Origin of the sequence: Methylocaldum marinum (assembly GCF_003584645.1) — a bacterium.
Taxonomy (GTDB): domain Bacteria; phylum Pseudomonadota; class Gammaproteobacteria; order Methylococcales; family Methylococcaceae; genus Methylocaldum; species Methylocaldum marinum.
The window spans coordinates 1-25,191 of record NZ_AP017928.1 but is presented as its reverse complement, the minus strand read 5'-3'; the positions used below and the strand labels follow the sequence as shown (position 1 = coordinate 25,191).

The following is a 25,191-nucleotide window of genomic DNA, read 5'->3' as shown; positions in this document are numbered from 1 at the left end:
TTGTAAGGTGAGTTAGGCTGTGGGGCCGTAACCCACCGAGCGACCTCGGACCTGTCCTGAGCCCAGTCGAAGGGTCGGTGGGTGACGCGGAGCCTACCCTGAGCCAGTCGAAGGGCCTGTCCCGAGCGGAGACGAGGGGCCTGTCCTGTTCCGTACGCAGGCTGTAATGTTTGACGCGGATTTTGTCCCGCACTTGATCCAATAGTTTCGGCTTGCTCGGCATAATGGGCAGGTGTATAAAACCAACGGCGACCGACCCCGCTAAAGATAGCAAAGCCTTGATATTTGGGCGGTTTCTGAAAGCGAAATCAGTTTATACCCCACAAATGGCGTAAGATAAGGCGCCTTTTAGGGGGTCTACTTTATGTTAAGCCTGGGAAATCATGATGGAAATACGCGAAAAAACCAACACGGACGATGTCGCCGAAGTCGTTACCCTAGCAACGGAGGACCTGCGTCGCGTCTATCGCCGAGCGCCGACAATTGATGGTTTCTCTTCGTTAGACGCTGAGCAGGAGGTGGTGTCTCTCGTTGCGGTTGAGCGGTCAGTTATCGTTGGTGTCGTCGAATACTGTCGAGAGGCGGATTCGCTGTACATCAGGGGGCTAGCAGTTCATCCGCAAAAGAGGCGTTCTGGTGTTGGAAAGGCGTTGGTTCGCGAGGTAGAAGCAATCGCAACTCGCGAAGGAAAGCCGAAGGTGACTCTGAGCACGATTAAGGAAACTGGTAACCCGAGGATCTTTGAACGGCTCGGTTACTGCAGTTTCAATGAAGTAACGGCAACTGGATTCGAGAGCTTGGATGGAAAACCGGTTACGAAGGTCGATATGGTCCGCATGTTGGCCTAACCATCGGCGCCAGGCGACCCGCAAAAGCGGCGGTGCTTTTGTGCCCTTTCATGCATTTGGTGCGCCGTTTTGCGGTCGCCTGAGCCGAAGCGTTAAGCTCCATCGCCAAGGAGTGGGAGTGAATCAACACCTCGCAATCATTCTTCCCGGACGACGGGAATCCGTATCTAGTCGTCAGTACCAGAGGCTTGGTTTCGTATTTGAAGAAATTGGTATCAAGCCTGAATACATTCAGCCGAATTGGAAGCTCCCGTCCGTCGACGCGATTACTCGCGAGGCATCCAGGCAAATACGCCAAGTCGCGCTGCGCGGTAAGATTGTGTACGGTTTGGGATTTTCGTTAGGGGCGCTCTGTATCCTTAAAGCATCGGAGGAAGTGAGCTTCGAGGCAGCTATCTTGTGCTCCATGTCATTCTTCAAAGAAGAAATACCGCACATGGGGGCCGTTCTGCGGTTCTTTACGAGAAAGGTCATATACAGAGGCGATGAACCTTCGGAATATCCGTCGGTTCATCTGGGAAAGGCATACCACTTTGTGTACGGCGAGCGAGAGCTACCAAACATTCCGAGCGGGATTCGCGCTTTAAGAGAGACACGGTTCAGAGGTGGGCAAACAGTTGTCGCACCAGAGGCCGGGCACAACCTTGGGCATGAAGGCTATCAAGTTGCTTTAGAGGCTCTTATTCGGAGTGTGGGCTGTGCAGGTGGAGCTTAACCATCGGCTCCAGGCGACGCACAAAAGCGCATCGCCTTTTTCGTTCTTTCAGGCAGCGGAAGCGGCGCTTTTGTGCGCGCCTGAGCCGAAACGTTAGCGACCAATCAATAAACCATAAGGAGATCAACAATGGAGCCTATCACTCTGAAAGACGTTTTTATATCCATGGGCGAGCTAGAGCGCTATTTCGATGGCGTCGTTCCCGTTAACCTGTGGCGGGGAATGAATAAAAAGAGAAATTCTGCCCTTTTTGATTTAATCGAGCACCCCTTCAAAATGTCAAGCGGCAAGGTGAGAAAACCGGACTTAACCATTGAAAATGGCTGGGTCCGGGTGAAGCATTGGCCAAGGGGCATTTCGACATTCGACAAGCCTGGAATTCCAAGCGGAAAAGACTGGGTTCATTACAAAATTCCTGCTGGAACTCGGTTGCCCGCTGGCTTGGCTATCGTACAAGACTCCTATAACGAATCTTTTGGCGCTACACATTACACAATTGCGCCAGCGTATGACATGCCTATTGCCAACTTTAGACTTCTTCTGGCATCTTTCGCAGCCGAGATCGAGAGGATGGCAAAATGATAGAGATTTCAAATGCGGCAGCACCTCTTTTGGTTCAAGCGTTGAGGGACGCAGTGAGGTACAACGAGGAGCTATTGAAGAGTGAAACTCTGCGAAACAGGTCTGAGTATGAAGAGCATTTGGTCGAGATAAGCCAATTCTACGCAGAAGTCAAAGCACAGTATAAAAAGCAGGAGTCGGAAATAGGCATCCCGCTTGATGAAATTATATAGGAAATCGTTAAGCCTTTACGGCCCAGTGTCGCTGCAAGTGCCTTCGCTAACAATGCCAAGCACCGCGACAGCTTTTCCGTTGCGGCTTCGCCTCCACTGCAAAGCTGCGCGTGTTGGCAGCGTTGGGAGTCACTTCGCGACCGCGTAGCCTCGTGTCGATTATCTTTAAATTTCGCTGCCTTATGTGTACACGCCATATAGAGGAGAGTTACGAATGAGACCAGTTAAATTGCTTGTCGGGTCGAAGCCAATAGGGACCGCAGTCACTTGGGCCTATCCGGATGGGGGAGCCGAAAACTATATCATTCCAACGTATGAGTTGACCATGTCGGGCAAAGATCACGGCGGTGTCTCGTACCAAAGAAAGTTCGAGGTAATCCGATTTGGTGTGCATCAGAAGGGAAAGCGAGGTCAGCCAGCTGTAGTAGGGCTCGCTAATCACCAGACTCACATAATCAAGGCATGGTTGCCAGACTATACTGTACACAGTGCTTCATCGCCTGAGAAAGGAGCCTGGCAAGTGTATGAAAATTTCCTAATACATGACGGCCCTGATGATCCACATCGTCAGGTGTACGCTTCGATCGGGTGCATTGAGATCTGTGGAGGACCAAACGGCTTTGTTGATTTCAATGATTACCTAATTCAATTGTCTGGACCTAGATCCACCAACAGAGCAGAACAGCTAAAGGAGATTGGCAGAGCACGCAATATCTCTATTGAATACGAGAAGGCGAGCCGCCCTCTTTTGAGGAGATACCCGTGAAAGTATTGAGAATTGGCTTCATATTCTTGCAGTTAATTCTTGCTACAATTGCGGTCGCGCAGCAATCCACAAGCGATAACCACTCGTTCGAGGCCGTCAAAGACAAAGTAATATCGGCTATAGTTGCCGGGTCGGATTCGTATAGCATTTGCGAGCACGTAGATCGATCTAATAAGCTTTCATACGTCATCAAACTTATTCCGGCGAACGAATTGCCAGCGTCAGATAATGCGATTATGGCGCGCTATTTTGTAGTGCAGAGACACAATGAATCCACTGGGGTCGATTTTTCTCTATACAGAATTCATTTCGCCTCTAATGAAGCAGCGATGCGTGCTCTTAGCCGCTTACCGACGGAGAAGACTGGAACCGTGGCGGACGGAAAAGTTCTGACAAGGTACGCAGCTCGGTTGGAAGCTAATAATGTGTACATAATTCGCACACAGAGCTTCCTTGATTCGGCAGTACGGTCATTTCTTGAGTCGTTCGCAAGGGAAGAAATCAAAATCCGGTGAACAACGAAGTAATAGCGCCCAACAAGCGCATTAACCGGACTGCCAACAAAGCTGCGCTTCATTGGCAGCCGGTTATGCGAGACGTTAGCCCTCACAAATCCACACCATCCATTCGGAGTCACGATGGCAAAGTTCCTGAACACAAGCGCGACGAATTACTTCCTCGAAGAACTCATCAAGAGCGCCAAGGATCGGCTCATCCTCATCAGTCCCTTTCTTCGTCTCAATGAGAGAATCAAGGAACTCCTCGAAGACAAGAACCGCCTCAAGATTGATGTGCGCGTCGTGTATGGCAAGAGCGAGCTACAGCCCGAAGAGATCAACTGGCTGAGAGAACTCACCTACCTCAGAACGAGCTTCTGCAAGAACCTTCACGCGAAGTGCTATCTGAACGAAGAGCTGTGCATCATCACGAGCCTGAATCTCTATGAGTTCAGCCAAGTGAACAACAATGAAATGGGAGTTCTCGTTCGCCGCTCCGAAGATCCGGAACTCTACAAAGAAGCCTACGAAGAAGCACAACGCATCATCCGCATCAGCGATGAAATCCGCATTTCCGTAGAAACCGTCGAAAAGGAAGCAGAGTCCTCCGCCGAAGGAGAAGACTCAACGCCCGACAAACTGACTACGTCGAAGCTTGCCCAGAAGGTCGGAGTAAAGACCAACGAGCTGATTGAACGGCTGGTGAAGGCCGGATACCTCGAAGTAAAGGAAGGCAAGAACTACATCACCGCCAAAGGAAAGGAAGCTGGTGGCGAGTTCCGCATGAGTCCAAAGTTTGGCCCGTATTTCCTATGGCCTGAGAGTTTTCGGCCGTGAGGGCTAACCCATCGTTGCAGGGGACCTTGCGCATAAAGCCGCGCAAGGCCCTGAACTCAAACGTTAGGCAACAGAAAGGGACGTACATGTACCCGACTCAAGAAGCAATCACAGGCAAAGAAAACCACGGAGATTTATCATCCTCATATCAGGCGCTCATTCAGTTTTATTGCGCATTTAACTCAGGCAACATGCAAATGATGTCGGATAACTGGGCACAATCCGACGACATTGCAATGGACAACCCTTTGGGTGGCATCAAACGCGGCTGGGCTGAAATTCAGCCGGTTTATGAGCGCATATTTAGCGGCCCCGCCGAAGTTTACGTCGAGTATTTCGACTACACCATCCACGAAACAGCGGAGATGTTTTACGCCGTAGGAAGGGAGCGAGGGTATTTCCGCTTGGGTGGCGAAGAAATAACTCTCGCTATTCGCACGAGCCGAATTTTCCGGAAAATCGATGGCCACTGGAAACAAGTCCACCATCATGGCTCAATCGAAGACCCACAGTTATTGGGCAGGTATCAATCGGCTGTTTTGGGCAAGAGGTCGTAAATGCCTAACAAGTCCATCAACTCGGACAGCCAAAAGCGCCGCTTCGCTCTGCTTTTGGCTGCCGGTTATGTCCAACGTTGGGCTGCAACAGGAACGGCATCATGCGTGTAGACTTCTTTGAAAACGGTTTGTGTTTTTACTGTCACCTGGCGAAGAACGAACTTCTGACGTACTCCAATTTCCATTCAAGGGCGGAGGCTTCATGGAAGCAGCAGGACGAACTTTTGCAGGAAGAGCTTGCGAGCATTCTTGAGAAATATCCGGAACCGGACCAGCAGGACATCGTTGACAGCTACGGTTGGGACCTGCACCTCAACCAGTACAAATACCCGGACATTCACAGGACGGCGCTTGTGATTGCCATTTATATTTTCCTCGAAGACCAACTAAATGGTCTTTGTGAAACTCTATGCGAGTCCTTGGACACGCGCCTTCGGCTTTCTGATTTGAACGGTCAGGGAATAGAGCGGGCGCTATTATTTCTTTCGAAGATTGCTCTATTTGATCTTGGTTGTGTTCCATCGTTGTCCTTCATTCGTGACGTCAACAGGCTGCGAAACAAGATGGTGCATGCGGGTGGTGTTCTCGCAGACGACCCGAACGACAAGCTGAACGTGTTCGTACAAAGCACGAATGGTTTGCGCGGGGAGCCTGGAGGCCGCGTGCATATCGGCTCAGAGTTCATTAACAACCTCATAGACCGACTGGTTAGGTTCTTTGACGAATTGGATGGACAGGTTCAAGAATTTATCGCTAGAGCCCAACAAGGCACTGCAGCCGACGCGGGAAAGCCGCACGGCTGAGATTGGCGTTGGGCATAAGAGATGACAACCTACTACCATTCCTCACCTCTCCTCCTTGCACCAGGCGCACTTATCCAGCCGGGCAATTGGGGACGAATAATGAGCTGTTATACCCAACAGTCCGGCAATCCCTGGATCTTGGCGCGAGAATTGGCTTTTGAATCCGTTCGACTGAAGGAATATCCCCAACTGCCAAGCCGCTTTTCCAGTTCTTTCGTGTTTGAAGATATGGAGCATGCCAACCAGTACAAGGGTAACTTCACTCCCTGGAACTCACTTTATGAGGTCGAGCTAGTTACTCCCGAGGCTCCGAGCCACCGTGCTGGATTCAACCTTGTGGAATTCCCGCCGCCCCACGTGGAGTTTGTTCCTGTTGTTATGACGTTGGCGAGGAAGTACTGGCAAGGAATGGAGGTACAAGTGGCGGAACTCATAACCAAGTCACCTTTGCGCGTGAAGGCGCTAGTGAGTTCTGGCCCGGCCGGGTACCAGCCATGAAAATGCCCAACAAGTACTTCCACCCGACGCCCGAGACGTTTCGCCTCTCGCTCAAGCGTCTGCGTGCGGGCGCGGGTGAAGAAAGGCGTTATGCCCAATAAAGTTCACACGCCATGACCAGAATCACTGAAGAAAGCTTGACCTCTGCCATTCATCTGATCCAGAAAATGGATCGCAAGGAACATGAGGCAATTTGCGACGAGATATTGCGTGAGCAACCGAATCTTCTCGCATCAGTATTGGTGCTGACGAAAATGGCTGTTTCTCCAGCGCACGCAGAGGTAGTGCTTGAGGCTCTTATGGTGACGCACCTCGCGCTTAAGGGATCTGGCGAAAAGATCAAGACAATAACGGAAGAGGAACAAGAGCGCGAACTTCAGCGCCTCGTTGCTTCCGTGAAGTTCACGGAAAGAATGGCGCCTGCATTGATGGCAGAGTCAATAAAGCAATACGTTGGCTTCCAGAAAGAACCTTGGTTGCTTGCTTACATCATCGCGCTGCTGCAAAAAAATGGCATGCTTTTGAGCGCCAACGAGAATTCCAAGTATCTGTTCTTATCGGCGCTGAATTTGGTCGGGTGTATAGCGAATGCGCAGAGAGTGGCATAACCAGCCCATCAATCCGACGCTCACTTCGCTGCGCTTCGTTCGCTCGGCTTATGGGCGGCGTTGGAGTGCAGAAGAGGAAGAAGCATGATCAAGCCTCTTGTCGCAGGGATAGCTACAGCCCTCATTCTGCAGGTGTCGGCAGCTGCGTTCGCTGAAGTTACGTATCGCTGCTGCATAGATTTCGCATCTGCTCCGCCGCTTTGGTATGCAGCCGTGTCGTCGCCAATCGGCGCTTTGGCATCGCTCCTTCCCGGTTTCGTAGCCGGCTGGCTGGCGCGGCGCAACCCGATTCTCGTTGGCTTCTTGGCTGGCCTGCTGGGAAACGTTATCTACTCCGCAATCTTCCTGACACAGTGGCAGCCCGTGTTGGAAGGCGGTCCGCTCACCGTCGCTGACGTAGCTCTGCGTCTGGTGTTTCTCGGCGTGTCATGGGGGCTAGTCTCAGCGGCCGCAGCCGGTACCGCGCAGTTTCTGCGCTCCAACAAGCCCATCCACGCGACGTGCGAAGACGCACGCGCGTGATGGGCGGCGTTAGGTGCCATGGGAAAGTCTGCTATCCGTCCGAAAGTCGAAATCCTGCACCTCTCAACCGTCAGTGAGGGGCGCCAGCTCGAACTCAATTCAGTCTTTGGCAACATGTCGCACGCACTCGCCACGATCATCGCGGATGACGCAGACGAGTCGCTTTGGTTCGAGGTGTACGTCGGTGATCAAGCCGTCCAACTGCCATTAGAAATCGTCCGTGAGGCGCTGGCACTCGCTCAGGAGCACGTGCACTCCGAAGCATGGTACGAACAGCAGGGTGCCTATGAGCCTGGTCTCAGTGCCGCGGCACGAGCGCTTGCCAAGCGGGAGCCCGGGCATGGCACCTAACAATTCATTCAAGCCGAAGCCGCTTCGCGGCTCGGCTTAATTCAGGCGTTAGCCGGAAGACCATGAAGAACTGCCTCATCTCCTTAGCCATTCGGATATTGATCGGCGTCGTAGCGGTCGTGTTTGTCCTAGCGATCGCTGCCGCTGCTCTTGCAACTGAAGCTTTCTTCAGCGGAGCGTCGCAGCCAACGTATGTGGAGGTAGCGCCGCTACTTACGGCCGTTGTAGCAAGCTCAGGCGTCCTTGTTGCCTTGCTGGCGTTCTCCCGGGACCGCGAAAAATTGGCGCGCGAGCGGGAGGAGAATCGCTCGAAGATCCTTCTAGAGCAGGCCAAGGCAGGCCTTGATGAGGTCATCGAGCTTCTACAGGACCAGAACAACAACCGGGTTATCTGGGTTCGGGCGGCCCGCGTACTTCTTGAGGCAACGGCCCTTGGTCGAGGGATCAAGGCGCCAGAGTACATTAAGGCCTACAGGCTCTACGAAGATAAAACTCGTAGTGAGCTCTACCGGACCCTGTCTACTTATAACGAGGAAACGCAAGAACGAGACCCGTTACCTCCTCAGTTCTTTTACGGAATAAAGGATTGGAGTAGGCCCATCTCCCTTGATGATGCCGCGAGGGAAGCGTCTCCCGAGGTCCGGGTGAGCAGCGTCTCGATCGACAGTGTTGTGCCAGAACCGTCTCTCAAGCCCCTTGCTGCTAAGTCCGTCGTAGCAATATTCGAGTTCCTCGAATACCCAAGCGACTACACGGATCCTCTGCAGGAAGTGCAGGTATGGCAGGTTGATTGGGATCGCTCATATGGCCCCAGCCAAGGAGCTAGGAGATACGTCGCGCACGCCGAGGTCACGACCGCCGTGGGCGGAAAGCTCCACAAGAGAGAGAAGAGCGGCTAACAAATCGCTGGAGCCGACGGCTTCGCCGCGGCTCAGCTTTGTCGTTAGGCCAATAAACGCATGGAGACTCGCGACGTTTTGAACAACCAACAACCACATGGTCCTGAAACGCACAAGGTCGTTCGACTTGTCGATTACATGCTAAGGCTGGCGACTTTGCGCACAAAGCTGATCCGGGACATTGCGGATTACGAGAAAGTGCTTTGGGTTTCGAGCGTTCCACATGAGCGGGGTTGCTTCACGCAGGCATGGGGGCGCGATGAGGAGCATGACCCGGACGAATGGCTGGAGGTGCAAAATCGACGCGAGCCAGAATTACCTACCGTTCCTGCTCTATGCAACGACTGGGTAAACCTGGCGGTGCTCCGCAACAAGGACGACCTGCCCGGACTCCTCCCGGAAATCACCCGGCAAATCCCGAATCCTGACTGGCGCGAGGAAACGGACCAGCCGGAAACGATCACACACAAGGAACGTCTTGAGGATAATCCTGAGATTCAACGGACATGGGATAGGTATGTCGAAGACAAATGGTTGCCGTGGACGGAAGAACACAATGCGTGGGAAAAGGTCCACAAGGCCTATTCCGCGCTCTTTGCCATCCATCAGGAGCAGCTTCGGCTTGGTGAGGAATATGAACTTGTGCTTGGCTTGGGTCTGCTGACCTGGCAAACACCCACCGGGCTGCGCGCCCGGCGTCATTTGGTTGTCGCCGACGCCATCCTTGAGTTCGAAGCCCGTTTGGGGAAATTCATAGTCCGCCCCCACACCGAAGGCGCAAAGTTGCGGCCCGAACTCGACATGCTGGACATTGAAGAACAACCGGCGCGCGCGGAGGAAACCGCGAAGGCGTCACTGGCCGCAGCCGAAGACGATCCGTGGGAAAAAGGCCCTGTCGAAGGTGTTCTTCAGGCCCTGGTGCATTCGATCAGCTCGCAAGGCGATTATGACGACTCGCTGGAAGCGAAAAACCCCCGCGCTTCGGCGAAGCCCATCGTGGAATATGCTCCCGCTTTGATCTTGCGCAAGCGTTCCGCCAAGGGCCTTACCGAAACCTTGAAACGGATCAAGGAGCAAGTTGAGGACGGCGAAGTCATCCCCGGCGAATTCGCAGACCTCGCGGAAATCCGTCCGAAGGAGGACCGCGAACCGAGCGACGAACCAGTAGAGGCTAACGCTGCGTTCGACGGTGAAGTTTTCTTTCCCAAGCCAGCGAACGATGAGCAACGCCGCATTGTGGACAAGATTCGAGCGGCAAGCGGCGTGCTTGTGCAAGGGCCACCCGGCACCGGGAAATCCCATACGATTGCCAATTTGATTTGCCATCTGCTTGCCACTGGACAGCGAACGCTCATTACAGCGAAAACGCCGCGCGCGCTTCAGGTGCTTGAAGGGCTCGTGCCGGATGAATTGCGTCCCCTCTGCATCAATCTGCTTGGCAGCGGACTTGAAGAACGCCGCTCTCTCGAATCCAGTGTGGATGGCATTCTCCGCCAGAATGAAGATTGGAACGAAATCCGCGCCAAGCAAGAGCGCACGGAACTTGAAGAACGTTTGCGGAAACTCCGCGAGGAGAAGGCCAAGGTCAACCGGCGGCTCCGTGACATCCGGGAGTCCGAAACGCATACGCAGTCCACCGCGGAGGGATCTTATCGAGGCACGGCGGCTAGAATCGCCGAAGCGGTGAACCGGGATCGTGCCGATTACGAATGGTTCACGGATTCCGTTCCGTTGGACAAGACGTGTCCAATTTCCACAAATGAGTTGCGAAGCGTGCTTATAGCTTTGCGCGAATTCACGCCAGAAAAGCGCCGGGAACTGGGCCTTGCATGGCCCGAAGAATTGTCATCCCCTGAACGCTTTGCCAATCTCGTGAGGAAAGAGGCAAGCGCAATTGAAGAAGAGCAAAGCACGGCGCGTGGGGCCGATGAACGGTTTGCCGATCTGTTGGCAAGAAACAGTCCTTCTGTCATCGAGGCGATCTGTAACGCAGTGACAAACTTTCGGGAAATTCACAGCAGACTCCGCGCTACGCCTCATTCATGGATGAACGATGCCCTGCGCGATGTTCTGGGCGACGCCTCGTCCCTGTGGCATGAACTTCTACGTGTTACGCGCGATGTTATTGCGTCAATCGAAGAACTCGTCGCGACCGCCGACGAGACCCGAGTCGAATTTCCGGACACTGCCGATATCCGGTCGTTGTATGAAGACGCCCGCACTCTGAAAGAGCACATGGAGAATGGCGGGAAATTGGGGTGGGGGTTATTTCGGCCTAAACCAGTAAAAGAACGGTTGTACGTTATCAGGGCTGTAAAGATTGGCGGACGCCCATGCTCCACCGTCGAGCATTTCTCAAATCTTGCCGACGCGCTGCACGTTCGTATTGAATCCGAAAAGGCATGGGGCTTCTGGAAAGGGCGAAGTGAAAAGGTAGAAGGGCCGTACACCCTGCAATTGACCGCTCTCAAATTGTTACGTGATACGCTCGAAAACACCTTAGCGCTCGAAGGCCGCATTACCGAGTGCCGGGAAGCGATAAGTCAGTGTTCAGGAATGGGCGAGCCCGTATGGGCTGACGAATCCCAAATAGAAATGATTGTCGCCTCATGCCGCCTTGCGCTGGCCCGTATTCGTAAGCGGCTTGCCGCTGAGGAAATCCAAGATGCTGAGGATCCAATGTCTCGGATGGCGGCCGGGGGCGGCACTCATCCGGTGACAAACGATTTGCTGAGCGCCATTCGCAGCCGCGACATGGAGAAGTTCTCGCGCTGCGTGAACATTGTTCAAGATTTGGAGAAACAGCGGCAACTTCTTCAGAAGGTGGATGAGTATCTCTCAAAACTGCGTAGTTTACTTCCGCAGCTCACCAAATCCTTGGAACAAACCTGCAACGAGCCATATTGGGAGGAAAGACTCCAGCGTATTGGCGATGCTTGGCATTGGGCTCAGACGCGGTATTGGATCGAGGATTACATACGGCAGGAAGATGTCCCGGCGCTCGCCAAGCGAGCCAAACAAATCGAGGATGAGATAAACAGCATCATTGCAAAGCTTGCCTCGCTTCACGCCTGGTCGTTCTGTTTCTCGCGGCTCAAGGAAGGCCATCGTCGCCACATGGAAGCCTGGCAGCAATCCATGCGACGGCTCGGCAAGGGAACGGGGAAGCACGCGCCACGCCACCGGCGCGAAGCTCAAGGGCATCTCAATGAATGCCGCGAGGCAGTTCCGGCGTGGGTGATGCCGCTCCATCGCGTATGGGACACAGTGCATCCCGCCCCCGGCATGTTCGACGTGATTATCGTTGACGAGGCGTCGCAATGCGGTGTCGAGGCGCTTCCCTTATTCTATCTCGGCAAGAAGATATTGATCGTTGGCGACGACAAGCAGATCAGCCCGGATGCCGTGGGTCTGCCCCGCGATTCGGTACATCGCCTGATGGAAGAGTTCCTTCATGATTTCGACTTCAAGTCGTCGTTCGATATTGAAAGCAGCCTGTTCGATCATGGAAAACTGCGGTACGGAACGCGCCGGATTACGCTACGCGAGCACTTCCGCTGCATGCCGGAGATCATCCGATTCAGCAACGACCTTTGCTATTCGGATACGCCGTTGATTCCGTTGAGGCAATATGGCCCGAACCGGTTGCCGCCACTAGAACATGTTTTTATTAGCGGTGGGTATCGTGAAGGTTCAAACAACCGGATCATCAATCGACCGGAAGCTGAAGCTATTGTCAAAAGAATCGCGGAAATGTCCGACGACAGCCGGTACGATGACAAGACGATGGGAATCGTGGTGCTTCAGGGCGAAGCGCAAGCGGCTTTGATCGAGAATCAGTTGCTCGAACACTTGGGCGCTGAGGAAATGGAGCGACGACGCCTGGTTTGCGGCAATCCCTACAGCTTCCAAGGCGACGAGCGGGACATCATGTTTTTGTCGCTTGTCGCCGCCAGCAACGAAAGAATCGGCCCTCTCACAAAGACGGCTGATGAACGGCGTTTCAATGTTGCTGCCAGCCGTGCTCGCGACATGATGGTTCTTTTCCATTCTGTCACCAGTAACGATCTCAGCGCCTCGTGTCTTCGGAAACAGTTACTTGATTTCTTTGAGAACACGAGGCCACAGCAGATTGCCGGAATCGACCGGGAAGAGCTGGAGCGCCGGGCCGTCCAAGATAACCGAGGCGTCGTAAAGCCACCCCTACCTTTCGATAGCTGGTTCGAAGTTGATGTTGCCTTAGAACTCCTTCGCAAGGATTTCGCAGTGCTCGCCCAGCACGAAGTTGCAGGCAAGCGAATTGACCTCGTGGTTGAAGGTGGACAGGCACGACTGGCGGTCGAATGCGACGGCGATCATTGGCATGGAGCTGACCGTTATGAAGACGACATGCAACGCCAGCGCCAATTAGAGCGTTGCGGCTGGGAATTCTTCCGGGTACGGGAGTCGGCCTTCTACGCCAACAAGGAGAGCGCACTTGCCGGACTCTGGCAAGCGCTGGAGGAACGAGACATCTTTACGGGTTCGCGGAGTGAAAATGCACTTCGCGAAAGCGATTCAGAGGAAGGCAATTCCAGCAAGTCCGACGACGATACTACCGAAGATGATGATGGCGATTATGACGATGAAGATTGCCCATCCGCTGATTCGGAAACTGACTTCAGTCCATCAGGCCGCCGAGCAGAGGAAATAACGGCGGTTGAAATTCAGGACGCTATCCTTTCTGCCTTATCGAAGTGCCCGAATCAGTCGTGTACGTTACATTCCGTGACCTCGCGCGTCCTAAAAGAAGTGGGTATGCTAACTCGTGGAAATCCCCGATTGGAGTTCGAAAGGAGAGTCATGCGGGGCGTTGACTCTCTGGAGAAACGTGGACGTATCGAAAAATACAAAGCGAAGAATCGAAGGATCAGGCTCATCAATGAAACGGCCTAACAAGGCGCTGCACCGGACAGCAATTCCGCTGCGCTCCATTGCCGCCGGTGAGCTTGGGCGTTGGGCGTGAAATGAAGAGGTGGCAGAAGCTGAGCCTGTCAATCTCGGTGCTCGGGACCCTTGCTATCTCGATCGTGGTTCTCTCGAATCCACTGCGCAGGTCTGATGACGCTGTTCAGTCGTGGCTCCTCAGCAGAGTGCCAGTCGGATCCGAGATCGATCTTCTAATGTCGGCGGCACAAGAGAACGATTGGAGAGTGAATGGGGTGTGGGAAGGAAATCGCCCCGAGTCCCATACTGATTGGGGCGGTATTGACGGTGCAACGGTGGTCTGGATTTACCTGGGTGGTTACAGGAACGTTTTCCGGACAGACCTCGATTCCTTCTGGGCGTTTGACGAAGCCGGGCAGCTGGTTGCCGTAAAGACTCGGAGAATGACGGATGCACTCTAGCCGATCTTGGTCGGCGCCCAACAAGCCCATGCACGCGACGTGCGAAACGCACGCGCGTGATGGGCAGCGTTGGGCGTCTAGAGTTCTTGGCACATGAGTTACACCTCCACTTCCGTCCTTCAGCGTTCAACTACGGTTGCCCAGGTCAGGGAGATCATCGGTCTGCTGGGCTACAAGCAAGCGAGCGACGGCCTGAAAGTACCAAATCGTGTTGCTGGGTATTTTTGGTACGACGAAACAGACTACCGATCCTGGTCGGGGGTTGAGCTAGACATCTACAAAACTCCCAAAGGCCCGGTAAAGGTAACAACCCGATCAACTGTTTCTCGCAGCTATTGGGATTTAACCCACCAAAATAGAACGTTAAAGCTCCTGCGCGATTTGTTTGGCGGCCACTTCGAAACCGATGCAGGCCGCAATAGATACTGGCGCCCTGATGAACCTCCGCCGCCTCCCATCTCGTCGGGTTGCTACTTGGCCAGGTGGAGGTTTCACAATAATTTCGGTAGAGCCAAGGTCTACCTAATGAATCGCAAGCTTGAGGGTCCGTAAGCGTCCGCTGGAGGACAGTCTTTTCCTGATGCCGCCGAACAGTTAACCGTCAGGACCTTATACGTTGGCTGGTTTCCAGTTGTGGGGTAGCAGGCTGTCGATCTCCCTCTGCTTGGTGGTGGGTAAACGGGTCAGGACGTCTTTCAGGTAGGCCTCTGGGTTGAGGTCGAGTTCCTTGCAGGTTTGGATGAGGCTGAACACCGTGGCGGCGACCTGGCCGCCCTTGGGCGAGCCGAGGAACAGCCAGTTCTTGCGGCCGATGGTGAGGGGGCGGATCGCCCGCTCACTGCGGTTGTTGTCGATCTCCAGGCGACCGTCTTCGGTATAGCGCTCCAGCGCCGGCCAGTTCTTGAGGGCATAGCCGATGGCCTGGGCAGTGGGGGTCTTGGGCGCCAGCTGGCGCAGCCGGTCTTCGAGCCAGGCCTTGAACTCGGCCAGGATCGGCCGCGCCTGTTCCTGCCGTAGCTTTCGGGTGCCTTCGGCGTCGAGTTGCTGTTCCTTGGCCTCCCGTTCGATGGCGTAGAGCCGGCCGATGTACTCCAAGGCCTCATGGGCGCTGATGCGCTTGCCGTTCTCGGTCTGTCGGGCAATCTCGAAGAACTTGCGGCGCGCATGCGCCCAGCACGCCACTTCCAGGACCTTGCCTGCGGCGAAGATCTGGTCGTAACCGGCATAGGCGTCCGCCTGCAGGTAGCCGCTGTAGCCTTCCAGTTTGGCCTTGGGATGCTTGCCCGCCCGGGTTTCGGTGTGGTCATAGACGACGATGGGCGGCGAGTGGCCGGCGTATACCCAAAACCGGGTTTCCCGCGTCTTGCCGCGGTCCTGCACCGCCACAGTGGTGTCGTCCGAGAAGATCACCGGCTGTTGCTTGAGCAACGCCAGCATCCGCTCGACCAAGGGCTGCAGCTGCCAGCCGCTCTGGATGACCCAGTCGCACAACGTGGTGCGGGCAATGGGGACACCCTGGTGGGCAAAGATTTGCTCGATGCGGTACAGCGGCAGGTGATAGCCGTATTTGGCCATCAGCAGATGTGCCAGAAGACCCGGCAGAGGGATGCCCTGCTCGATGATTTGCGGCGGGGCCGGTACCGTGGTCAACTGCCCTTGGCACTTCGCGCAGGCGCACTTTTCCCGCCGCGTTTCCACGACCTTCAGTTGCGCCGGGACGTAATCCAAGCGTTCGGAGCTTTCGTAGCCGATCACCGGCCGTTCCTCACCGCAGGCAGGACACTGCCGGTCTTGTGCCGACAACGGCAATACCACGATCTCTCGCGGCAGATGCGCCGGCAGTGCGGTGCGCTTCGGTTGATTCTTGGCGGGCGATTGCACCACCACCGTCTTGAACGCCACCGGACTGGCGACGGGGGCGTCCTCGGGCACCTCATCCCACAGCGGCAGTTGGTCGATGTCGGGGAGGGTCGCCAGTCGCTCGGAACGGGCGCCGAACAGCAGCTTCTTCAGCTGCGCTAGGTCGAATTCCAGCCGTTCGATGCGCGCCTCGCGCTGGGCCAGGGTGGCCTTTAGAGTACGATTTTCTTCGGCGAGAGCGGCGGCATTCATGGCTGCCATTATACCCGGTGGACCACCCGAAAGCCCAGCTCTGATGCGGGTTTCAGGCACTTTCGACTCAGCCGACCCGACCCGCGCGAACCGCGCGGAAACGGGCCACCGTCAGGTCCACGCCTTCCAGCAACAGCAGCAGGTCCGAGCGCGAAATCGTCCCCTGAACCGGCTTGCGGAAGCGGCCTTTCTCCAGCCGCTTGTAGGCCAGCCAGAAACCGTGACGATCCCACCACAACAGCTTCACCTTGTCCCGGCCCCGGTTGAAAAACACGAACACCGCACCCGATAACGGCGAATGCCCCAGACTGCTCTCCACCGCCAGCGCCAAACCATCGATGGACTTGCGCAAATCGACCGGCTCGGCCACCACATACACCGCCGCCGCACTCAGAATCGTCGCCAGCATCACGAGACCAATGCGGCCACCACCTGCTTCAACAACCCGGCATCGAACCCCGGTTTCACCTCGATGCGAACCCCGCCCACCGACAACCACAGACCACCGACTGCTGTCTCACCGCCATCTACCCGCATCAACGTCAGTGGCGCCACCACCGCTGGCTGCGCTACGCGTCGACGCCAGTAGATGAACGCCGCATAGCTGACCGCCTCGCGCGCACACCAAGCGCGCACCGACAACCCACTCCCTGCCTGTTGCTCCAGCAGGACCCGCCAATGCATCTCTCGTTCTTGTTTCGTCATCGCCATCTCCTCCTCTTCGGGAATATGGCGATACTGTGACTCAGGCGCTAATCGGTGGGAATTATGCGGACAGCCGGACGCTTACGAGGGTCCTGTAGCTCGCGACTCCTCGACAGGGCTCGATTTCATTGACGGGATGAACCCCAGACTGCTTTCAAACAATTTGCTCGTTCCATACATGATTGCGGTCTGGGAAGAATTTTTCCGGGCCACATTTGCAGCGTGTCTTCGCTACTCGAAGCAACGGGAGGCAGCATTAAAGCGCGCGAAGCTAAGCCATGCAGACCTAGAAGAGCTTGCAATAGGTTCTGTTCAGGTTGAGCGCTCTGTAGCCGAGTTCTTTTCGTTCCAACGACCAAGTGCAATTGCCGAGACATTCAAGCTACTTGATCCAAAGTTGGACTTAGCTGCCCCCTTGCGCAAACCATACCGGCGTCGCCGAGTGCCTCTATACGATTCAATAGAAGCGCTTGTCGAACAAAGAAATGCTCTTGTCCATGCAGGAGATATCAGCCTCGGTCTTTTCGATAAGCAGCTAGAGACGACAATGACCGATCTGACTGAGGCAATCAATCGGGCATACAACTACATAGCGAAGCACTATGGGTTCGTTCCAAATCACGACTACTGATGTGGCGCAGCAACGCCCAACCCATCCTTCCACCGGACGCTGCGCGATCAAGCCGCGCAGCGCCGGTGAATTCAGACGTTGGGCCCCACAAGATAGAAGAACTATCGGTTAAGTTTCATTGGGTCGGTCGAGGGACAGCGCTCCGCCGCCAAGGGCGCATAGAAAAGAATCATGGCGGTCCTATTCAAAATGCAGCGCGAGCGGAAAGTGCGGCGCAGGATGGAAGCGGAAATGAAAATGGAAGGTTCTTCTCGGAGGCGCGGCTCGTTGGCTTCTTTGAAGCGACCCTTGCTTGCCGCATTGCAGTCGGTCGCTTCCGCGTGGGAATCCGGCCGTTGGCCGAACAAGGCGCTCAGCCCGACGCCGGAAAGCGTTGCGCTTCTTCATGCCGCAGCAGCGGCGCGGGCTAGCTAGAACGTTAGACCTATGAACGAGCCTATATTCAAGCTGATGGCGTTCTATCTCCTCCACAGGAATTGGCGCGCCCGCATCTCAGCGAATAATGCAGCGAGCTGGATATGGACGCTCTGGTTGCTTAGTGCACTGCAAGGAGCGTTTGCGGCGTTTTCCGCCGCTACAGGAAAGGGAGAAGCCGCTGCTATTTTGGCCGCAGGTGCGTTCCTCGGATTCGGAATCTCGGGCCTCTTTGTGCCTGCCGCGAAACGACAGCACGTAGCGTTACAGCGCATGGGGAATCCAGTTCTTTTTGGCAATTGCAGTGAAAAGGTCTAACCACCGGCTCCAGGCGACCCGCAAAAGCGGCGCGGCATTTGTGCTCCTATCGGCGCTCGGTTGGCCGCTTTTGCGGGCGCCTGAGCCGGAACGTTAGGCTTCAATGAGCACGCGCGAATGCAGGTATGTTGCACACCTCGACATTCTTGGTATGTCGTCCATCGTCGGCAACGATTTTGACGAAGCTTGGACAATGCTTTCGGAGTTGGTTGCCGTTCGCGATCGAATCGGGCGATTGGAGCTTGAGTTTACGGAGAGCGGAGAGCGCATACGCGCCATCGATGCAATCCACATGGTTACGTTCTCCGACACCATTCTGCTCTTCACTAAAGGCGAGTCTCCCCCTGAATTGAAGTGCATGATTGTCTTGCTAACCGAAATCTTTCACAAAGCGCTTTGCCGCTGCGTTCCCATACGAGCAGGACTAGCTCACGGAGTTTTTAGCTTCAATCTGGACAAAGCCATGTATGCCGGTCCGGCGCTAATTGAAGCGTATCGAGTTGGTGAAGCCGCTCAGTGGCTCGGCATCGCGCTTGGTGATTCAATCCGCGAGAAGGCACGAACGCTGGGTATGAAAAGTGGCAAGAGCGATGTCGTGGTTGACTGGCCCGTTCCAGTCAAGGCCGGAACCGTCGAGTGTGCGGTCATTAATTGGCCCGCCGTCGTCGCTCACGACCTCAAGGCGAAGCCCCCAATCACCGTTCCGCAGTTCTACGCGGCGTTCGTGAAAGCTTTTGGCTTGTTCGAAGATCTGCCGCTCGACGTCAAGGCAAAGTACAGCAACACGGTCACCTTCATGAACCAAATGCTGGCCGTCCATGCTGGAGCCTAACAACAGCTTCGAGTCCGCGCGCGTTGCGCGCCCGACTCGTAAAAGCGATGCGCTTTTGCTCGCGGCTCAGCCGGAGCGTTAGGCCTCGCCGCGACTGATCCCAAACTGATGAACTCAGCACATAGAGATTTCTTTGCCCAGAACGGTTTTTTGAAGCTGCCGGCCTTCCATTCACGTGCTCGGCTGGCGGGAATTAAGGCAGGTGTGCTCAAGGAGCTCAAGAGATCCCCCAACTACGCTGGAACGTCGAAGTCGCACCGCAAGCTTCCTATCTTTCAACAGATCGTGCGATTGTCTGCGCTCGTGAAGGTGCGCGGCGCGCACGAGGAACTGATGACATCAGAGCTCCTTGAGATCATTGGCGAAGTGGCCGAACAACCACCGTCCTCGATTCAAGAGACACAGTTCCTCCTCTCGCCACCGAATCAAGGAAGCTGGACCTTGGCAGGAATGAACTGGCACGTCGATGTCCAGGCGGACGGGACAGATCGAGTGCCTGGCGTCCAAGCATTCTTTTTGATCGACGACGTGGTGCCACATGGTGGGGCCACGCTCGCATTGGCAGGATCGCACAAGCTCAAAAGGGCGGGCCCGAGCTCTCTGTCTGGCCTGCGAGAAATACTCAAGTCGCACGTCGACCTTGAGGACAAGCTTCGAGATATCGGCTTGACGGTGCTCGAGATGTCCGGACAGGCAGGCGATGTATACCTGATGGACATGCGCACGCTGCACACACCATCCATAAACGACTCCAAGAACGTCCGAATCATGGCTACATGTCGCTGTCTGCTGGAACGGTAGTTGTGGCGAGGCCTAACATTTCCATCAACAGGACGCTGCCCGGCAAGCCAGGCAGCGCCTCTCATGTCGAACGTTAGGCCATAAGAGATCGAACGATGCAGAGTCTTTTGATCATTGCGTTTGGCGAGCTATCCGACGAGGACTGGAAGGAAACAGTAGCCGCAGAAGAGGCATATTTGCGGGAACGAATTGCGTCCTACAGCGGCGGTGATTTTCTGAAGGCTGAAGCAAAAGCAACGAATATCGGGCGCGGCGCGGACTGGACTGTATTAGCTGTCTTCTTTGGGTTGGCCGCCGTTGCGATTCCCCAAGCCCATAAGAAAGTCCGTGAAAGTGTCGAGGAATGGATTCTCATATATCGGGAGTTGCATGCCTTCTTTGCCTGGCTTGTGAAGGGGAGAAATGCACTTTACCCTGACGAATATCTGTTTCTTAAGGCTATTGAGACTCTATCAGAGCAGTTGCGCTTGGAGGGCATGGAATTCAAAGGCATGACGAGAATTCCAGAATCAAATCCGGACCTCCAAGGGCGTGAAGCAATGATATTTTCTTTTGGGGACAACAAAAGGATAGTTCAAGTGGCTGTCGCCAGAAACGGAAACGTCTTGTGGGACAACTCGGTAGAGATGTAAGGACTTGGCCTAACAAACCAATGAAGCCGACGCCGGGTACCTTGGCGGTTCTCTTCAGCAGCCGCGGCGGCGCGGCTTATCGGTAGCGTTCGGCGTCATTCCGGCAGCGACTCCGCCCAGGCCTTGATCTCTGCCGTGGTGCGGAATTTGAAAGCGCGATTGCTCGCCAGGTGCGCCTTTGTGCCTATCATCAGCACCGCCATGGTGCCGGTCGCAAACGTCCACCATGCGCTGTCCCGGCTCACGTAGATGCACAACAGCAGGAATCCGAATGTGGCGGCGTCTTTGAGGATGCTTTCCATCAAGCTCTCTGTGCGGTCGAAAAACACATATTTTGGTTCGCTCATGCTCTTTCCTTTGTCAGTTCCGCCGAACAAGCCGCTCCAGCCGACAGGCAAAAGCGGCGCGGTTTCAGTTTTCTATCTGGCCTTCGTGGGCCGCTTTTGCCTGTCGGCTGAGCGGCGGCGTTAGGCATTACTCGTTCCGTCAAGAAATTATATGTAAGAGGCCAATAATGAACAGAAAAGCAAAATGTTCGTGGTGGGAAAGTACAAATAGAGCTTGCAGGTGACCCAAAGATGGTGATTACGTGCAGTTGTTTAAACTGTCAAAAACGAACGGGCTCGGTATTTGGAGTTGGGGCGTACTTTGGTAACGACCAAATAGTATCAAAACAAGGCGATCCTAAGTTGTTCGTTGATACGAGCGATGACGGGAGAAAACTCTACCGTTCGTTTTGCCCTAATTGCGGTTCTACCGTTCATTGGGAAGCTGAGTTCATGCCAAACGCAGTTGGTGTGGCTGTTGGGTGTTTTGAAGATCCGAAGTTCCCAGAGCCAGTTGCGGCAGCATGGAATAGATCGAAACATGATTGGGTTAATTTTCCTGAAAGCTGGCCAAAATCAGATACACAGGAATTTAAGAAAAATGCCTAACAATAGCGGTCAAGCGGACCCACTTCCGCGGTCCGCTTACCGCTGGCGTTCGGCCCCATAAGACGACAAGGCCCGCTCGCCTTACTCTCACAACATTGAAGGACATCTCACCTTGCCTGCATTTTCCATCGATACCGCACAGATCGAAAAGATTCGAAGCCTTCCATTCCTGGCAAATGATCATCCTCCACTTGCAAACATGAAGTTGTGGGAAGACACGCAATCCAAACTTTCCTGCTACTACGCGCCATTCGAGTATCTCAATGCTGATGCGAAGCTCATTCTTGTCGGAATTACGCCCGGTGGCACACAAATGAACCGAGCACTAAACGCAGCGCGTTCAGCACTCGCAACTGGTACGCCCGTCGCGGAGGCAATTCGAAAAGTAAAGCGCGAGGGCAGTTTCAGCGGAGCGATGCGACCTAACATTGTCAATACGCTCAACCGTCTTGGGTACCACAAGAAGCTCGGCATAACGTGCGCCAGCAAGCTATGGGACACGCATGACCACCTTGTACAGTTTTGCTCCCTTTTGAAGTTCCCCGTCTTCGTGAATGGCAACGACTACAACGGGAACCCAAAAGCACACAAGAACGAAGATCTGAAGCGCTTGTTAAGCGAGCATTTCGTCAAAGACATGGCGGCGCTTCCACACGACGCTATGCTTGTCCCGCTCGGTGATACCGTTCTTGAGGTTGTCGCTTGGCTGAACGAATTCCCCAAGACATCATGAAGTTTGAGGGGCGTCTCGTCGCACCACCCCATCCAAGCGGAGCAAATGCGGAGTCCATCGCGCTGCTCTTGGAACCGACCTACCCGACCGAGAGCGCGTATACCGGAGCGCATGTATCGTGACTACTTGGCACGTGAACATGGAAGAGAAGGGTGGTAAGCCACAATCCGAACTGAAAGTACAAAGCGGCAAGAGCCTCGCGCTGGAGCTCTATGCTCTTCGTTCGTCGAGCGTATGGCCTCCAGTAGGGACGACATGTGGCCGAACCCTGCGGTCAACCGGACCTGCCGCATAAAGCCGCGGCAGGTCGTTACCTTGAACGTTATGTTGAAAAAAGAATTAATGGAAACTCGGGCGTATCACGAATATGTGGCAAACCTTCTTCCTTTTCTAGGCAGGAGATAGAGCAAACACTGGTGGCTTTAGAAAAGGTTGAATCAATAAAATGGGTTTAATAAGTGACACGCTAAAATCAAAGCCAGTGGAAAAACCTGCTCAACACCGAGGTGGCAAGGAAACAGATTATTTTCTTGTTCAAATTACCATTGAAGACGCAGAGAAAATAGTTGAAGCGCTAGGCACATTAGAAGCGCAGTCAGTAAGCCCCGAAGGACATACAACGCGCGAGGCTTCGCATTATGCTTCATTACTGGATAGGTGGCTTAATTATGTCAAATCATTGTAATCGGCAAAATCAACATAACCAAGCCATTAAAACCGACGCTCGTACCTCGCGCGGCTTATGGCAACGTTATACCTTATAGAGAGATAGCAAAATGGAAAGTAAAATAATTTGTACAAGTAATGCGGAAAATTGGTTTTATTGTTGCAAGGGAAGTAGTAATGGAACGCAAAAAGTTGATTATTTTCGGTTAAGTGTATGGGCTACTTACGAAAATGGAGAGCCGATTGGTCTGCTATCATTAAAAAAAGAAAATACTTTTTATTTAGCTAAGCCTTCTGTTGAGGATGGGTTTTATATTCATTGGAATGAACTAGATGAAGACCAACAAAAAGAAGCACTTGAACAGGGTAGAATAAGCCCTGCACAAATAAGTGCTTGGGAACGTGAATAGTTGGAATGTTTGCGCTTAGTATAACCATCGGGTCAACTTGACCGGCAAAAGCTACGCGCCTATCGTCGCTACGCATTTGCCGTCAAGTTACCCTTATCGTTATGCACACATATGAGGAATGACATGCAATATCTGCTCATTATCAGTCATGATGACTCTTTTACTCCGACTGAAACCTTGATAAGGGACATCGGTTCCTGGATAAAAGAGATGGAGCGCAGGGGAGTTCGTATGTATGGCAATCCATTGCGGCCAGCCAATGATGCCACAACCGCCCGTGTGCGAGAAGGCAAGGTAGTACTAAAGAAAGGCCCTTTCTCCGACTCAATTGAAAAGATGTGTGCCTATGAATTGATTGAGTGTGCGAGCGATGAGGAAGCAATCGAAGTTGCGTCATCGCATCCAATGGCAAAGGTTGCAACGATTGAGGTAAGAGCGGTTTGGAACGAACTGGCTGCTCGGTAGACGAGACTGATGAGATTGGCGTAGAACCTCAAAGCATGAATATGTCCCATGAGTTGCATAATGGAGTTATGTAAGTGAGCAATATTAAAAATTCGACGTTGCAGATCATTGATGCCTACAAAGCTGCGGTTTTTGAGAAGAATGTCGACGCGTTCATAAGTTTATACAGCAAGGATATGTGGGTATTCGACGCCTGGGGCGTCTGGTCCTACGACAACCCAGAGTCCTGGCGGACAATGGTTGCTGAATGGTTTACATCACTCGGAAACGAACGTGTTAAGGTTAGTTTCGATGAGGTGCGAACCATAGATGAGCAGCGATTGACCATAGTCACGTCCATAGTCACCTATACTGGTTATTCCGCTGAGGGTAAGAATCTGCGCTCCCTGCAGAATCGCCTTACCTGGGCACTCAAACTAGAGGGAAATGCTGTGAGAATCGTTCACGAACATACATCGGTGCCTATAGGTTTTAATGATAAAAAGGCAATCCTACTGCGCGAGACTCAATCATGCCCAGCCAAAAACGCATAACATGGCGCTCAAGCCGACCCGCTTCCGCTACGCTCCAGCGGTCGGCTTAGCTTTACGTTATGCGGTTTAGAAGTAACAGTGTAGCAAGTGAAAAAGTGGAGAAATCAGTATGGCGAATTTTGTAATATTAATTGGTGGCCCAGGCTTATTTAAAGGCTGCGATAAAGCCCATGACCAGACATGGACAAATTATATTGTACCATTGCAACTGGCCGCGCAGAAAAACCTGTACAAGAAACAATCGGGCGAAGTGGTTCATTGGGTTTTGTACGAGCCCCCTATAGAAGACGATGGCAAGATGATTCAGTCATCACAAAAAAAGAAAAAAAGGAGGTCGATGGTTATCACCTCCACAGTATACGAAAAGCGGCTGCAGATAAAATTATAGGAAAAGGTGCATCTAGCTATGTCAACAGAATCCAAACTATTGCAAATACTAATGGCATTAAATACAAAGGGATTAACAAGCCTAGTGAATTTTGGAGTTATTTACAATCATTAGGTGATAACTCTATTTCTAGAGTTTGGTATAGCGGTCATGCCAGTGGCTCGGGCTTAATGCTTGCCCTTACACATTCTAATACATGTGTAGCTCAAGCTTCACCTAATGATATGATTTTGAATACAGATATATCTAAATATGTTAGTTTGAAGAAAAAGTTTAATAGCAAATCAATGAGCGTATCAAAATTTTACGGCTGTTATACAGAAGGGTTTGCGAAAGAGTGGAGTAAAACTTTTAAGTTAGGTGCTGCGGGTGCTAAGCAAAAATAGATTTTGGTGTAATTGATCGGCTATCCAAATATAGTTAATATAATGGAGAGAATCGAAAAAACACCCACCTCAGTTGGGCAAACAGGTTGGACGGTACATAAATAATGTTTAATGTGCTACAGGAATCTGCTAAAATTATTTTAGTTGG

At 53.4% G+C, this 25,191-nt stretch carries 30 protein-coding genes; 26 read left to right on the top strand and 4 right to left on the bottom strand.

From position 1 onward, the window contains the following. The first annotated feature begins 383 nt into the window (after nucleotides 1–383). The 14 genes from sS8_RS00150 (at nucleotide 384) to sS8_RS00085 (ending at nucleotide 13,630) form a co-directional block, all read left to right on the top strand. Nucleotides 384–848 (top strand): GNAT family N-acetyltransferase, encoded by a 465-nt coding sequence (locus sS8_RS00150; RefSeq protein WP_119627867.1) that lies wholly within the window; start codon nucleotides 384–386, stop codon nucleotides 846–848. Nucleotides 849–966: 118 nt separating this feature from the next. Next, nucleotides 967–1,563 (top strand): hypothetical protein, encoded by a 597-nt coding sequence (locus sS8_RS00145; protein WP_119627866.1) that lies wholly within the window; start codon nucleotides 967–969, stop codon nucleotides 1,561–1,563. Between the two features lie 129 nt (nucleotides 1,564–1,692). Next, the gene (locus sS8_RS00140) at nucleotides 1,693–2,145 is read left to right on the top strand and encodes a Tse2 family ADP-ribosyltransferase toxin (protein WP_119627865.1); all 453 of its coding nucleotides are present in this window, start codon (nucleotides 1,693–1,695) and stop codon (nucleotides 2,143–2,145) included. Then, the gene (locus tag sS8_RS00135; RefSeq protein WP_119627864.1) at nucleotides 2,142–2,357 is read left to right on the top strand and encodes a hypothetical protein; all 216 of its coding nucleotides are present in this window, start codon (nucleotides 2,142–2,144) and stop codon (nucleotides 2,355–2,357) included. Before sS8_RS00140 ends, sS8_RS00135 begins: the two co-directional genes overlap by 4 nt. A gap of 762 nt (nucleotides 2,358–3,119) precedes the next feature. After that, a complete protein-coding gene (locus tag sS8_RS00130; protein WP_145986347.1) occupies nucleotides 3,120–3,638 on the top strand; it encodes a hypothetical protein in 519 nt (172 codons plus the stop codon). A 123-nt stretch (nucleotides 3,639–3,761) separates the two neighbouring features. Beyond that, nucleotides 3,762–4,457: a phospholipase D family protein gene (locus sS8_RS00125; protein WP_119627862.1), complete on the top strand. Its 696-nt coding sequence runs from the start codon at nucleotides 3,762–3,764 to the stop codon at nucleotides 4,455–4,457. A gap of 86 nt (nucleotides 4,458–4,543) precedes the next feature. Beyond that, nucleotides 4,544–5,014 (top strand): YybH family protein, encoded by a 471-nt coding sequence (locus tag sS8_RS00120; protein ID WP_119632547.1) that lies wholly within the window; start codon nucleotides 4,544–4,546, stop codon nucleotides 5,012–5,014. A 101-nt stretch (nucleotides 5,015–5,115) separates the two neighbouring features. Continuing rightward, nucleotides 5,116–5,817 (top strand): hypothetical protein, encoded by a 702-nt coding sequence (locus sS8_RS00115; RefSeq protein ID WP_119627861.1) that lies wholly within the window; start codon nucleotides 5,116–5,118, stop codon nucleotides 5,815–5,817. Between the two features lie 99 nt (nucleotides 5,818–5,916). Then, complete coding sequence (locus sS8_RS00110) at nucleotides 5,917–6,315, top strand: DUF2441 domain-containing protein (protein WP_170160884.1); 399 nt, start codon at nucleotides 5,917–5,919, stop codon at nucleotides 6,313–6,315. A gap of 113 nt (nucleotides 6,316–6,428) precedes the next feature. Next, nucleotides 6,429–6,923, top strand: coding sequence for a hypothetical protein (locus sS8_RS00105; RefSeq protein ID WP_119627859.1), 495 nt, complete (start codon nucleotides 6,429–6,431; stop codon nucleotides 6,921–6,923). An 84-nt stretch (nucleotides 6,924–7,007) separates the two neighbouring features. Then, the gene (locus sS8_RS00100) at nucleotides 7,008–7,445 is read left to right on the top strand and encodes a hypothetical protein (protein ID WP_119627858.1); all 438 of its coding nucleotides are present in this window, start codon (nucleotides 7,008–7,010) and stop codon (nucleotides 7,443–7,445) included. 18 nt (nucleotides 7,446–7,463) lie between these two features. After that, the gene (locus sS8_RS00095; RefSeq protein WP_119627857.1) at nucleotides 7,464–7,796 is read left to right on the top strand and encodes a hypothetical protein; all 333 of its coding nucleotides are present in this window, start codon (nucleotides 7,464–7,466) and stop codon (nucleotides 7,794–7,796) included. A 62-nt stretch (nucleotides 7,797–7,858) separates the two neighbouring features. Then, nucleotides 7,859–8,695 (top strand): hypothetical protein, encoded by an 837-nt coding sequence (locus sS8_RS00090; RefSeq protein WP_119627856.1) that lies wholly within the window; start codon nucleotides 7,859–7,861, stop codon nucleotides 8,693–8,695. 60 nt (nucleotides 8,696–8,755) lie between these two features. Further along, complete coding sequence (locus sS8_RS00085) at nucleotides 8,756–13,630, top strand: AAA domain-containing protein (protein ID WP_119627855.1); 4,875 nt, start codon at nucleotides 8,756–8,758, stop codon at nucleotides 13,628–13,630. A gap of 1,061 nt (nucleotides 13,631–14,691) precedes the next feature. Here the strand turns inward: sS8_RS00085 and tnpC are convergent. From tnpC to tnpA, 3 genes are read right to left on the bottom strand one after another with little or no spacing between them, the layout of a single operon-like run. Next, nucleotides 14,692–16,203, bottom strand: a complete 1,512-nt coding sequence (tnpC, locus tag sS8_RS00075) for an IS66 family transposase (RefSeq protein ID WP_119627853.1) — start codon at nucleotides 16,201–16,203, stop codon at nucleotides 14,692–14,694. 58 nt (nucleotides 16,204–16,261) lie between these two features. Further along, the gene (gene tnpB / locus sS8_RS00070; RefSeq protein ID WP_119627852.1) at nucleotides 16,262–16,603 is read right to left on the bottom strand and encodes an IS66 family insertion sequence element accessory protein TnpB; all 342 of its coding nucleotides are present in this window, start codon (nucleotides 16,601–16,603) and stop codon (nucleotides 16,262–16,264) included. Next, nucleotides 16,603–16,905 (bottom strand): IS66 family insertion sequence element accessory protein TnpA, encoded by a 303-nt coding sequence (gene tnpA, locus sS8_RS00065; RefSeq protein ID WP_119627851.1) that lies wholly within the window; start codon nucleotides 16,903–16,905, stop codon nucleotides 16,603–16,605. Before tnpA ends, tnpB begins: the two co-directional genes overlap by 1 nt. 130 nt (nucleotides 16,906–17,035) lie before the next feature. Between tnpA and sS8_RS00060 the strand changes: the two genes are divergently transcribed. The 5 genes from sS8_RS00060 (at nucleotide 17,036) to sS8_RS00035 (ending at nucleotide 20,527) form a co-directional block, all read left to right on the top strand. Then, nucleotides 17,036–17,530 (top strand): hypothetical protein, encoded by a 495-nt coding sequence (locus tag sS8_RS00060; protein ID WP_145986346.1) that lies wholly within the window; start codon nucleotides 17,036–17,038, stop codon nucleotides 17,528–17,530. 426 nt (nucleotides 17,531–17,956) lie between these two features. Next, nucleotides 17,957–18,262, top strand: a complete 306-nt coding sequence (locus sS8_RS00050) for a hypothetical protein (RefSeq protein ID WP_119627848.1) — start codon at nucleotides 17,957–17,959, stop codon at nucleotides 18,260–18,262. Between the two features lie 103 nt (nucleotides 18,263–18,365). Next, the gene (locus sS8_RS00045; protein ID WP_119627847.1) at nucleotides 18,366–19,094 is read left to right on the top strand and encodes a hypothetical protein; all 729 of its coding nucleotides are present in this window, start codon (nucleotides 18,366–18,368) and stop codon (nucleotides 19,092–19,094) included. A gap of 108 nt (nucleotides 19,095–19,202) precedes the next feature. Further along, nucleotides 19,203–19,895 (top strand): phytanoyl-CoA dioxygenase family protein, encoded by a 693-nt coding sequence (locus tag sS8_RS00040; RefSeq protein WP_119627846.1) that lies wholly within the window; start codon nucleotides 19,203–19,205, stop codon nucleotides 19,893–19,895. A gap of 95 nt (nucleotides 19,896–19,990) precedes the next feature. Beyond that, on the top strand, nucleotides 19,991–20,527 hold the full coding sequence (locus sS8_RS00035) for a hypothetical protein (RefSeq protein WP_119627845.1): 537 nt from the start codon (nucleotides 19,991–19,993) through the stop codon (nucleotides 20,525–20,527). A gap of 95 nt (nucleotides 20,528–20,622) precedes the next feature. On the opposite strand, the gene sS8_RS00030 is transcribed toward sS8_RS00035, so the two are convergent. Next, a complete protein-coding gene (locus sS8_RS00030; protein WP_145986345.1) occupies nucleotides 20,623–20,874 on the bottom strand; it encodes a hypothetical protein in 252 nt (83 codons plus the stop codon). 207 nt (nucleotides 20,875–21,081) lie between these two features. Here sS8_RS00030 and sS8_RS00025 point away from each other — a divergent pair, with 207 nt between their 5' ends. From sS8_RS00025 to sS8_RS27465, 7 genes are all read left to right on the top strand, one after another. After that, nucleotides 21,082–21,462 carry a GFA family protein gene (locus sS8_RS00025; RefSeq protein WP_456299284.1) on the top strand — a complete coding sequence of 127 codons (381 nt, stop codon included), beginning with the start codon at nucleotides 21,082–21,084 and terminating at the stop codon, nucleotides 21,460–21,462. Between the two features lie 112 nt (nucleotides 21,463–21,574). Beyond that, nucleotides 21,575–22,195: a hypothetical protein gene (locus sS8_RS00020; RefSeq protein WP_145986344.1), complete on the top strand. Its 621-nt coding sequence runs from the start codon at nucleotides 21,575–21,577 to the stop codon at nucleotides 22,193–22,195. A gap of 481 nt (nucleotides 22,196–22,676) precedes the next feature. After that, the gene (locus sS8_RS27475) at nucleotides 22,677–22,880 is read left to right on the top strand and encodes a hypothetical protein (protein WP_145986343.1); all 204 of its coding nucleotides are present in this window, start codon (nucleotides 22,677–22,679) and stop codon (nucleotides 22,878–22,880) included. A gap of 91 nt (nucleotides 22,881–22,971) precedes the next feature. Further along, nucleotides 22,972–23,271: a hypothetical protein gene (locus sS8_RS27470; RefSeq protein ID WP_145986342.1), complete on the top strand. Its 300-nt coding sequence runs from the start codon at nucleotides 22,972–22,974 to the stop codon at nucleotides 23,269–23,271. 123 nt (nucleotides 23,272–23,394) lie between these two features. Continuing rightward, complete coding sequence (locus sS8_RS00015; RefSeq protein ID WP_119632546.1) at nucleotides 23,395–23,736, top strand: YciI family protein; 342 nt, start codon at nucleotides 23,395–23,397, stop codon at nucleotides 23,734–23,736. Nucleotides 23,737–23,810: 74 nt separating this feature from the next. Then, nucleotides 23,811–24,269 (top strand): YybH family protein, encoded by a 459-nt coding sequence (locus sS8_RS00010; protein ID WP_119627841.1) that lies wholly within the window; start codon nucleotides 23,811–23,813, stop codon nucleotides 24,267–24,269. 180 nt (nucleotides 24,270–24,449) lie between these two features. Continuing rightward, nucleotides 24,450–25,043 (top strand): hypothetical protein, encoded by a 594-nt coding sequence (locus sS8_RS27465; protein ID WP_145986341.1) that lies wholly within the window; start codon nucleotides 24,450–24,452, stop codon nucleotides 25,041–25,043. Nucleotides 25,044–25,191 lie beyond the last annotated feature (148 nt).

Bases quoted from the DNA above. Each gene is read 5' to 3' on its own strand.
- sS8_RS00150 (WP_119627867.1), top strand. From the start codon at position 384: ATGATGGAAATACGCGAAAAAACCAACACGGACGATGTCGCCGAAGTC.
- sS8_RS00140 (WP_119627865.1), top strand. From the start codon at position 1,693: ATGGAGCCTATCACTCTGAAAGACGTTTTTATATCCATGGGCGAGCTA.
- sS8_RS00135 (WP_119627864.1), top strand. From the start codon at position 2,142: ATGATAGAGATTTCAAATGCGGCAGCACCTCTTTTGGTTCAAGCGTTG.
- sS8_RS00125 (WP_119627862.1), top strand. From the start codon at position 3,762: ATGGCAAAGTTCCTGAACACAAGCGCGACGAATTACTTCCTCGAAGAA.
- sS8_RS00120 (WP_119632547.1), top strand. From the start codon at position 4,544: ATGTACCCGACTCAAGAAGCAATCACAGGCAAAGAAAACCACGGAGAT.
- sS8_RS00115 (WP_119627861.1), top strand. From the start codon at position 5,116: ATGCGTGTAGACTTCTTTGAAAACGGTTTGTGTTTTTACTGTCACCTG.
- sS8_RS00110 (WP_170160884.1), top strand. From the start codon at position 5,917: ATGAGCTGTTATACCCAACAGTCCGGCAATCCCTGGATCTTGGCGCGA.
- sS8_RS00105 (WP_119627859.1), top strand. From the start codon at position 6,429: ATGACCAGAATCACTGAAGAAAGCTTGACCTCTGCCATTCATCTGATC.
- sS8_RS00100 (WP_119627858.1), top strand. From the start codon at position 7,008: ATGATCAAGCCTCTTGTCGCAGGGATAGCTACAGCCCTCATTCTGCAG.
- sS8_RS00095 (WP_119627857.1), top strand. From the start codon at position 7,464: ATGGGAAAGTCTGCTATCCGTCCGAAAGTCGAAATCCTGCACCTCTCA.
- sS8_RS00090 (WP_119627856.1), top strand. From the start codon at position 7,859: ATGAAGAACTGCCTCATCTCCTTAGCCATTCGGATATTGATCGGCGTC.
- sS8_RS00085 (WP_119627855.1), top strand. From the start codon at position 8,756: ATGGAGACTCGCGACGTTTTGAACAACCAACAACCACATGGTCCTGAA.
- tnpC (WP_119627853.1), bottom strand. From the start codon at position 16,203: ATGGCAGCCATGAATGCCGCCGCTCTCGCCGAAGAAAATCGTACTCTA.
- tnpB (WP_119627852.1), bottom strand. From the start codon at position 16,603: ATGCTGGCGACGATTCTGAGTGCGGCGGCGGTGTATGTGGTGGCCGAG.
- tnpA (WP_119627851.1), bottom strand. From the start codon at position 16,905: ATGGCGATGACGAAACAAGAACGAGAGATGCATTGGCGGGTCCTGCTG.
- sS8_RS00060 (WP_145986346.1), top strand. From the start codon at position 17,036: ATGAACCCCAGACTGCTTTCAAACAATTTGCTCGTTCCATACATGATT.
- sS8_RS00050 (WP_119627848.1), top strand. From the start codon at position 17,957: ATGAACGAGCCTATATTCAAGCTGATGGCGTTCTATCTCCTCCACAGG.
- sS8_RS00045 (WP_119627847.1), top strand. From the start codon at position 18,366: ATGAGCACGCGCGAATGCAGGTATGTTGCACACCTCGACATTCTTGGT.
- sS8_RS00040 (WP_119627846.1), top strand. From the start codon at position 19,203: ATGAACTCAGCACATAGAGATTTCTTTGCCCAGAACGGTTTTTTGAAG.
- sS8_RS00035 (WP_119627845.1), top strand. From the start codon at position 19,991: ATGCAGAGTCTTTTGATCATTGCGTTTGGCGAGCTATCCGACGAGGAC.
- sS8_RS00030 (WP_145986345.1), bottom strand. From the start codon at position 20,874: ATGAGCGAACCAAAATATGTGTTTTTCGACCGCACAGAGAGCTTGATG.
- sS8_RS27470 (WP_145986342.1), top strand. From the start codon at position 22,972: ATGGAAAGTAAAATAATTTGTACAAGTAATGCGGAAAATTGGTTTTAT.
- sS8_RS00015 (WP_119632546.1), top strand. From the start codon at position 23,395: ATGCAATATCTGCTCATTATCAGTCATGATGACTCTTTTACTCCGACT.
- sS8_RS27465 (WP_145986341.1), top strand. From the start codon at position 24,450: ATGGACAAATTATATTGTACCATTGCAACTGGCCGCGCAGAAAAACCT.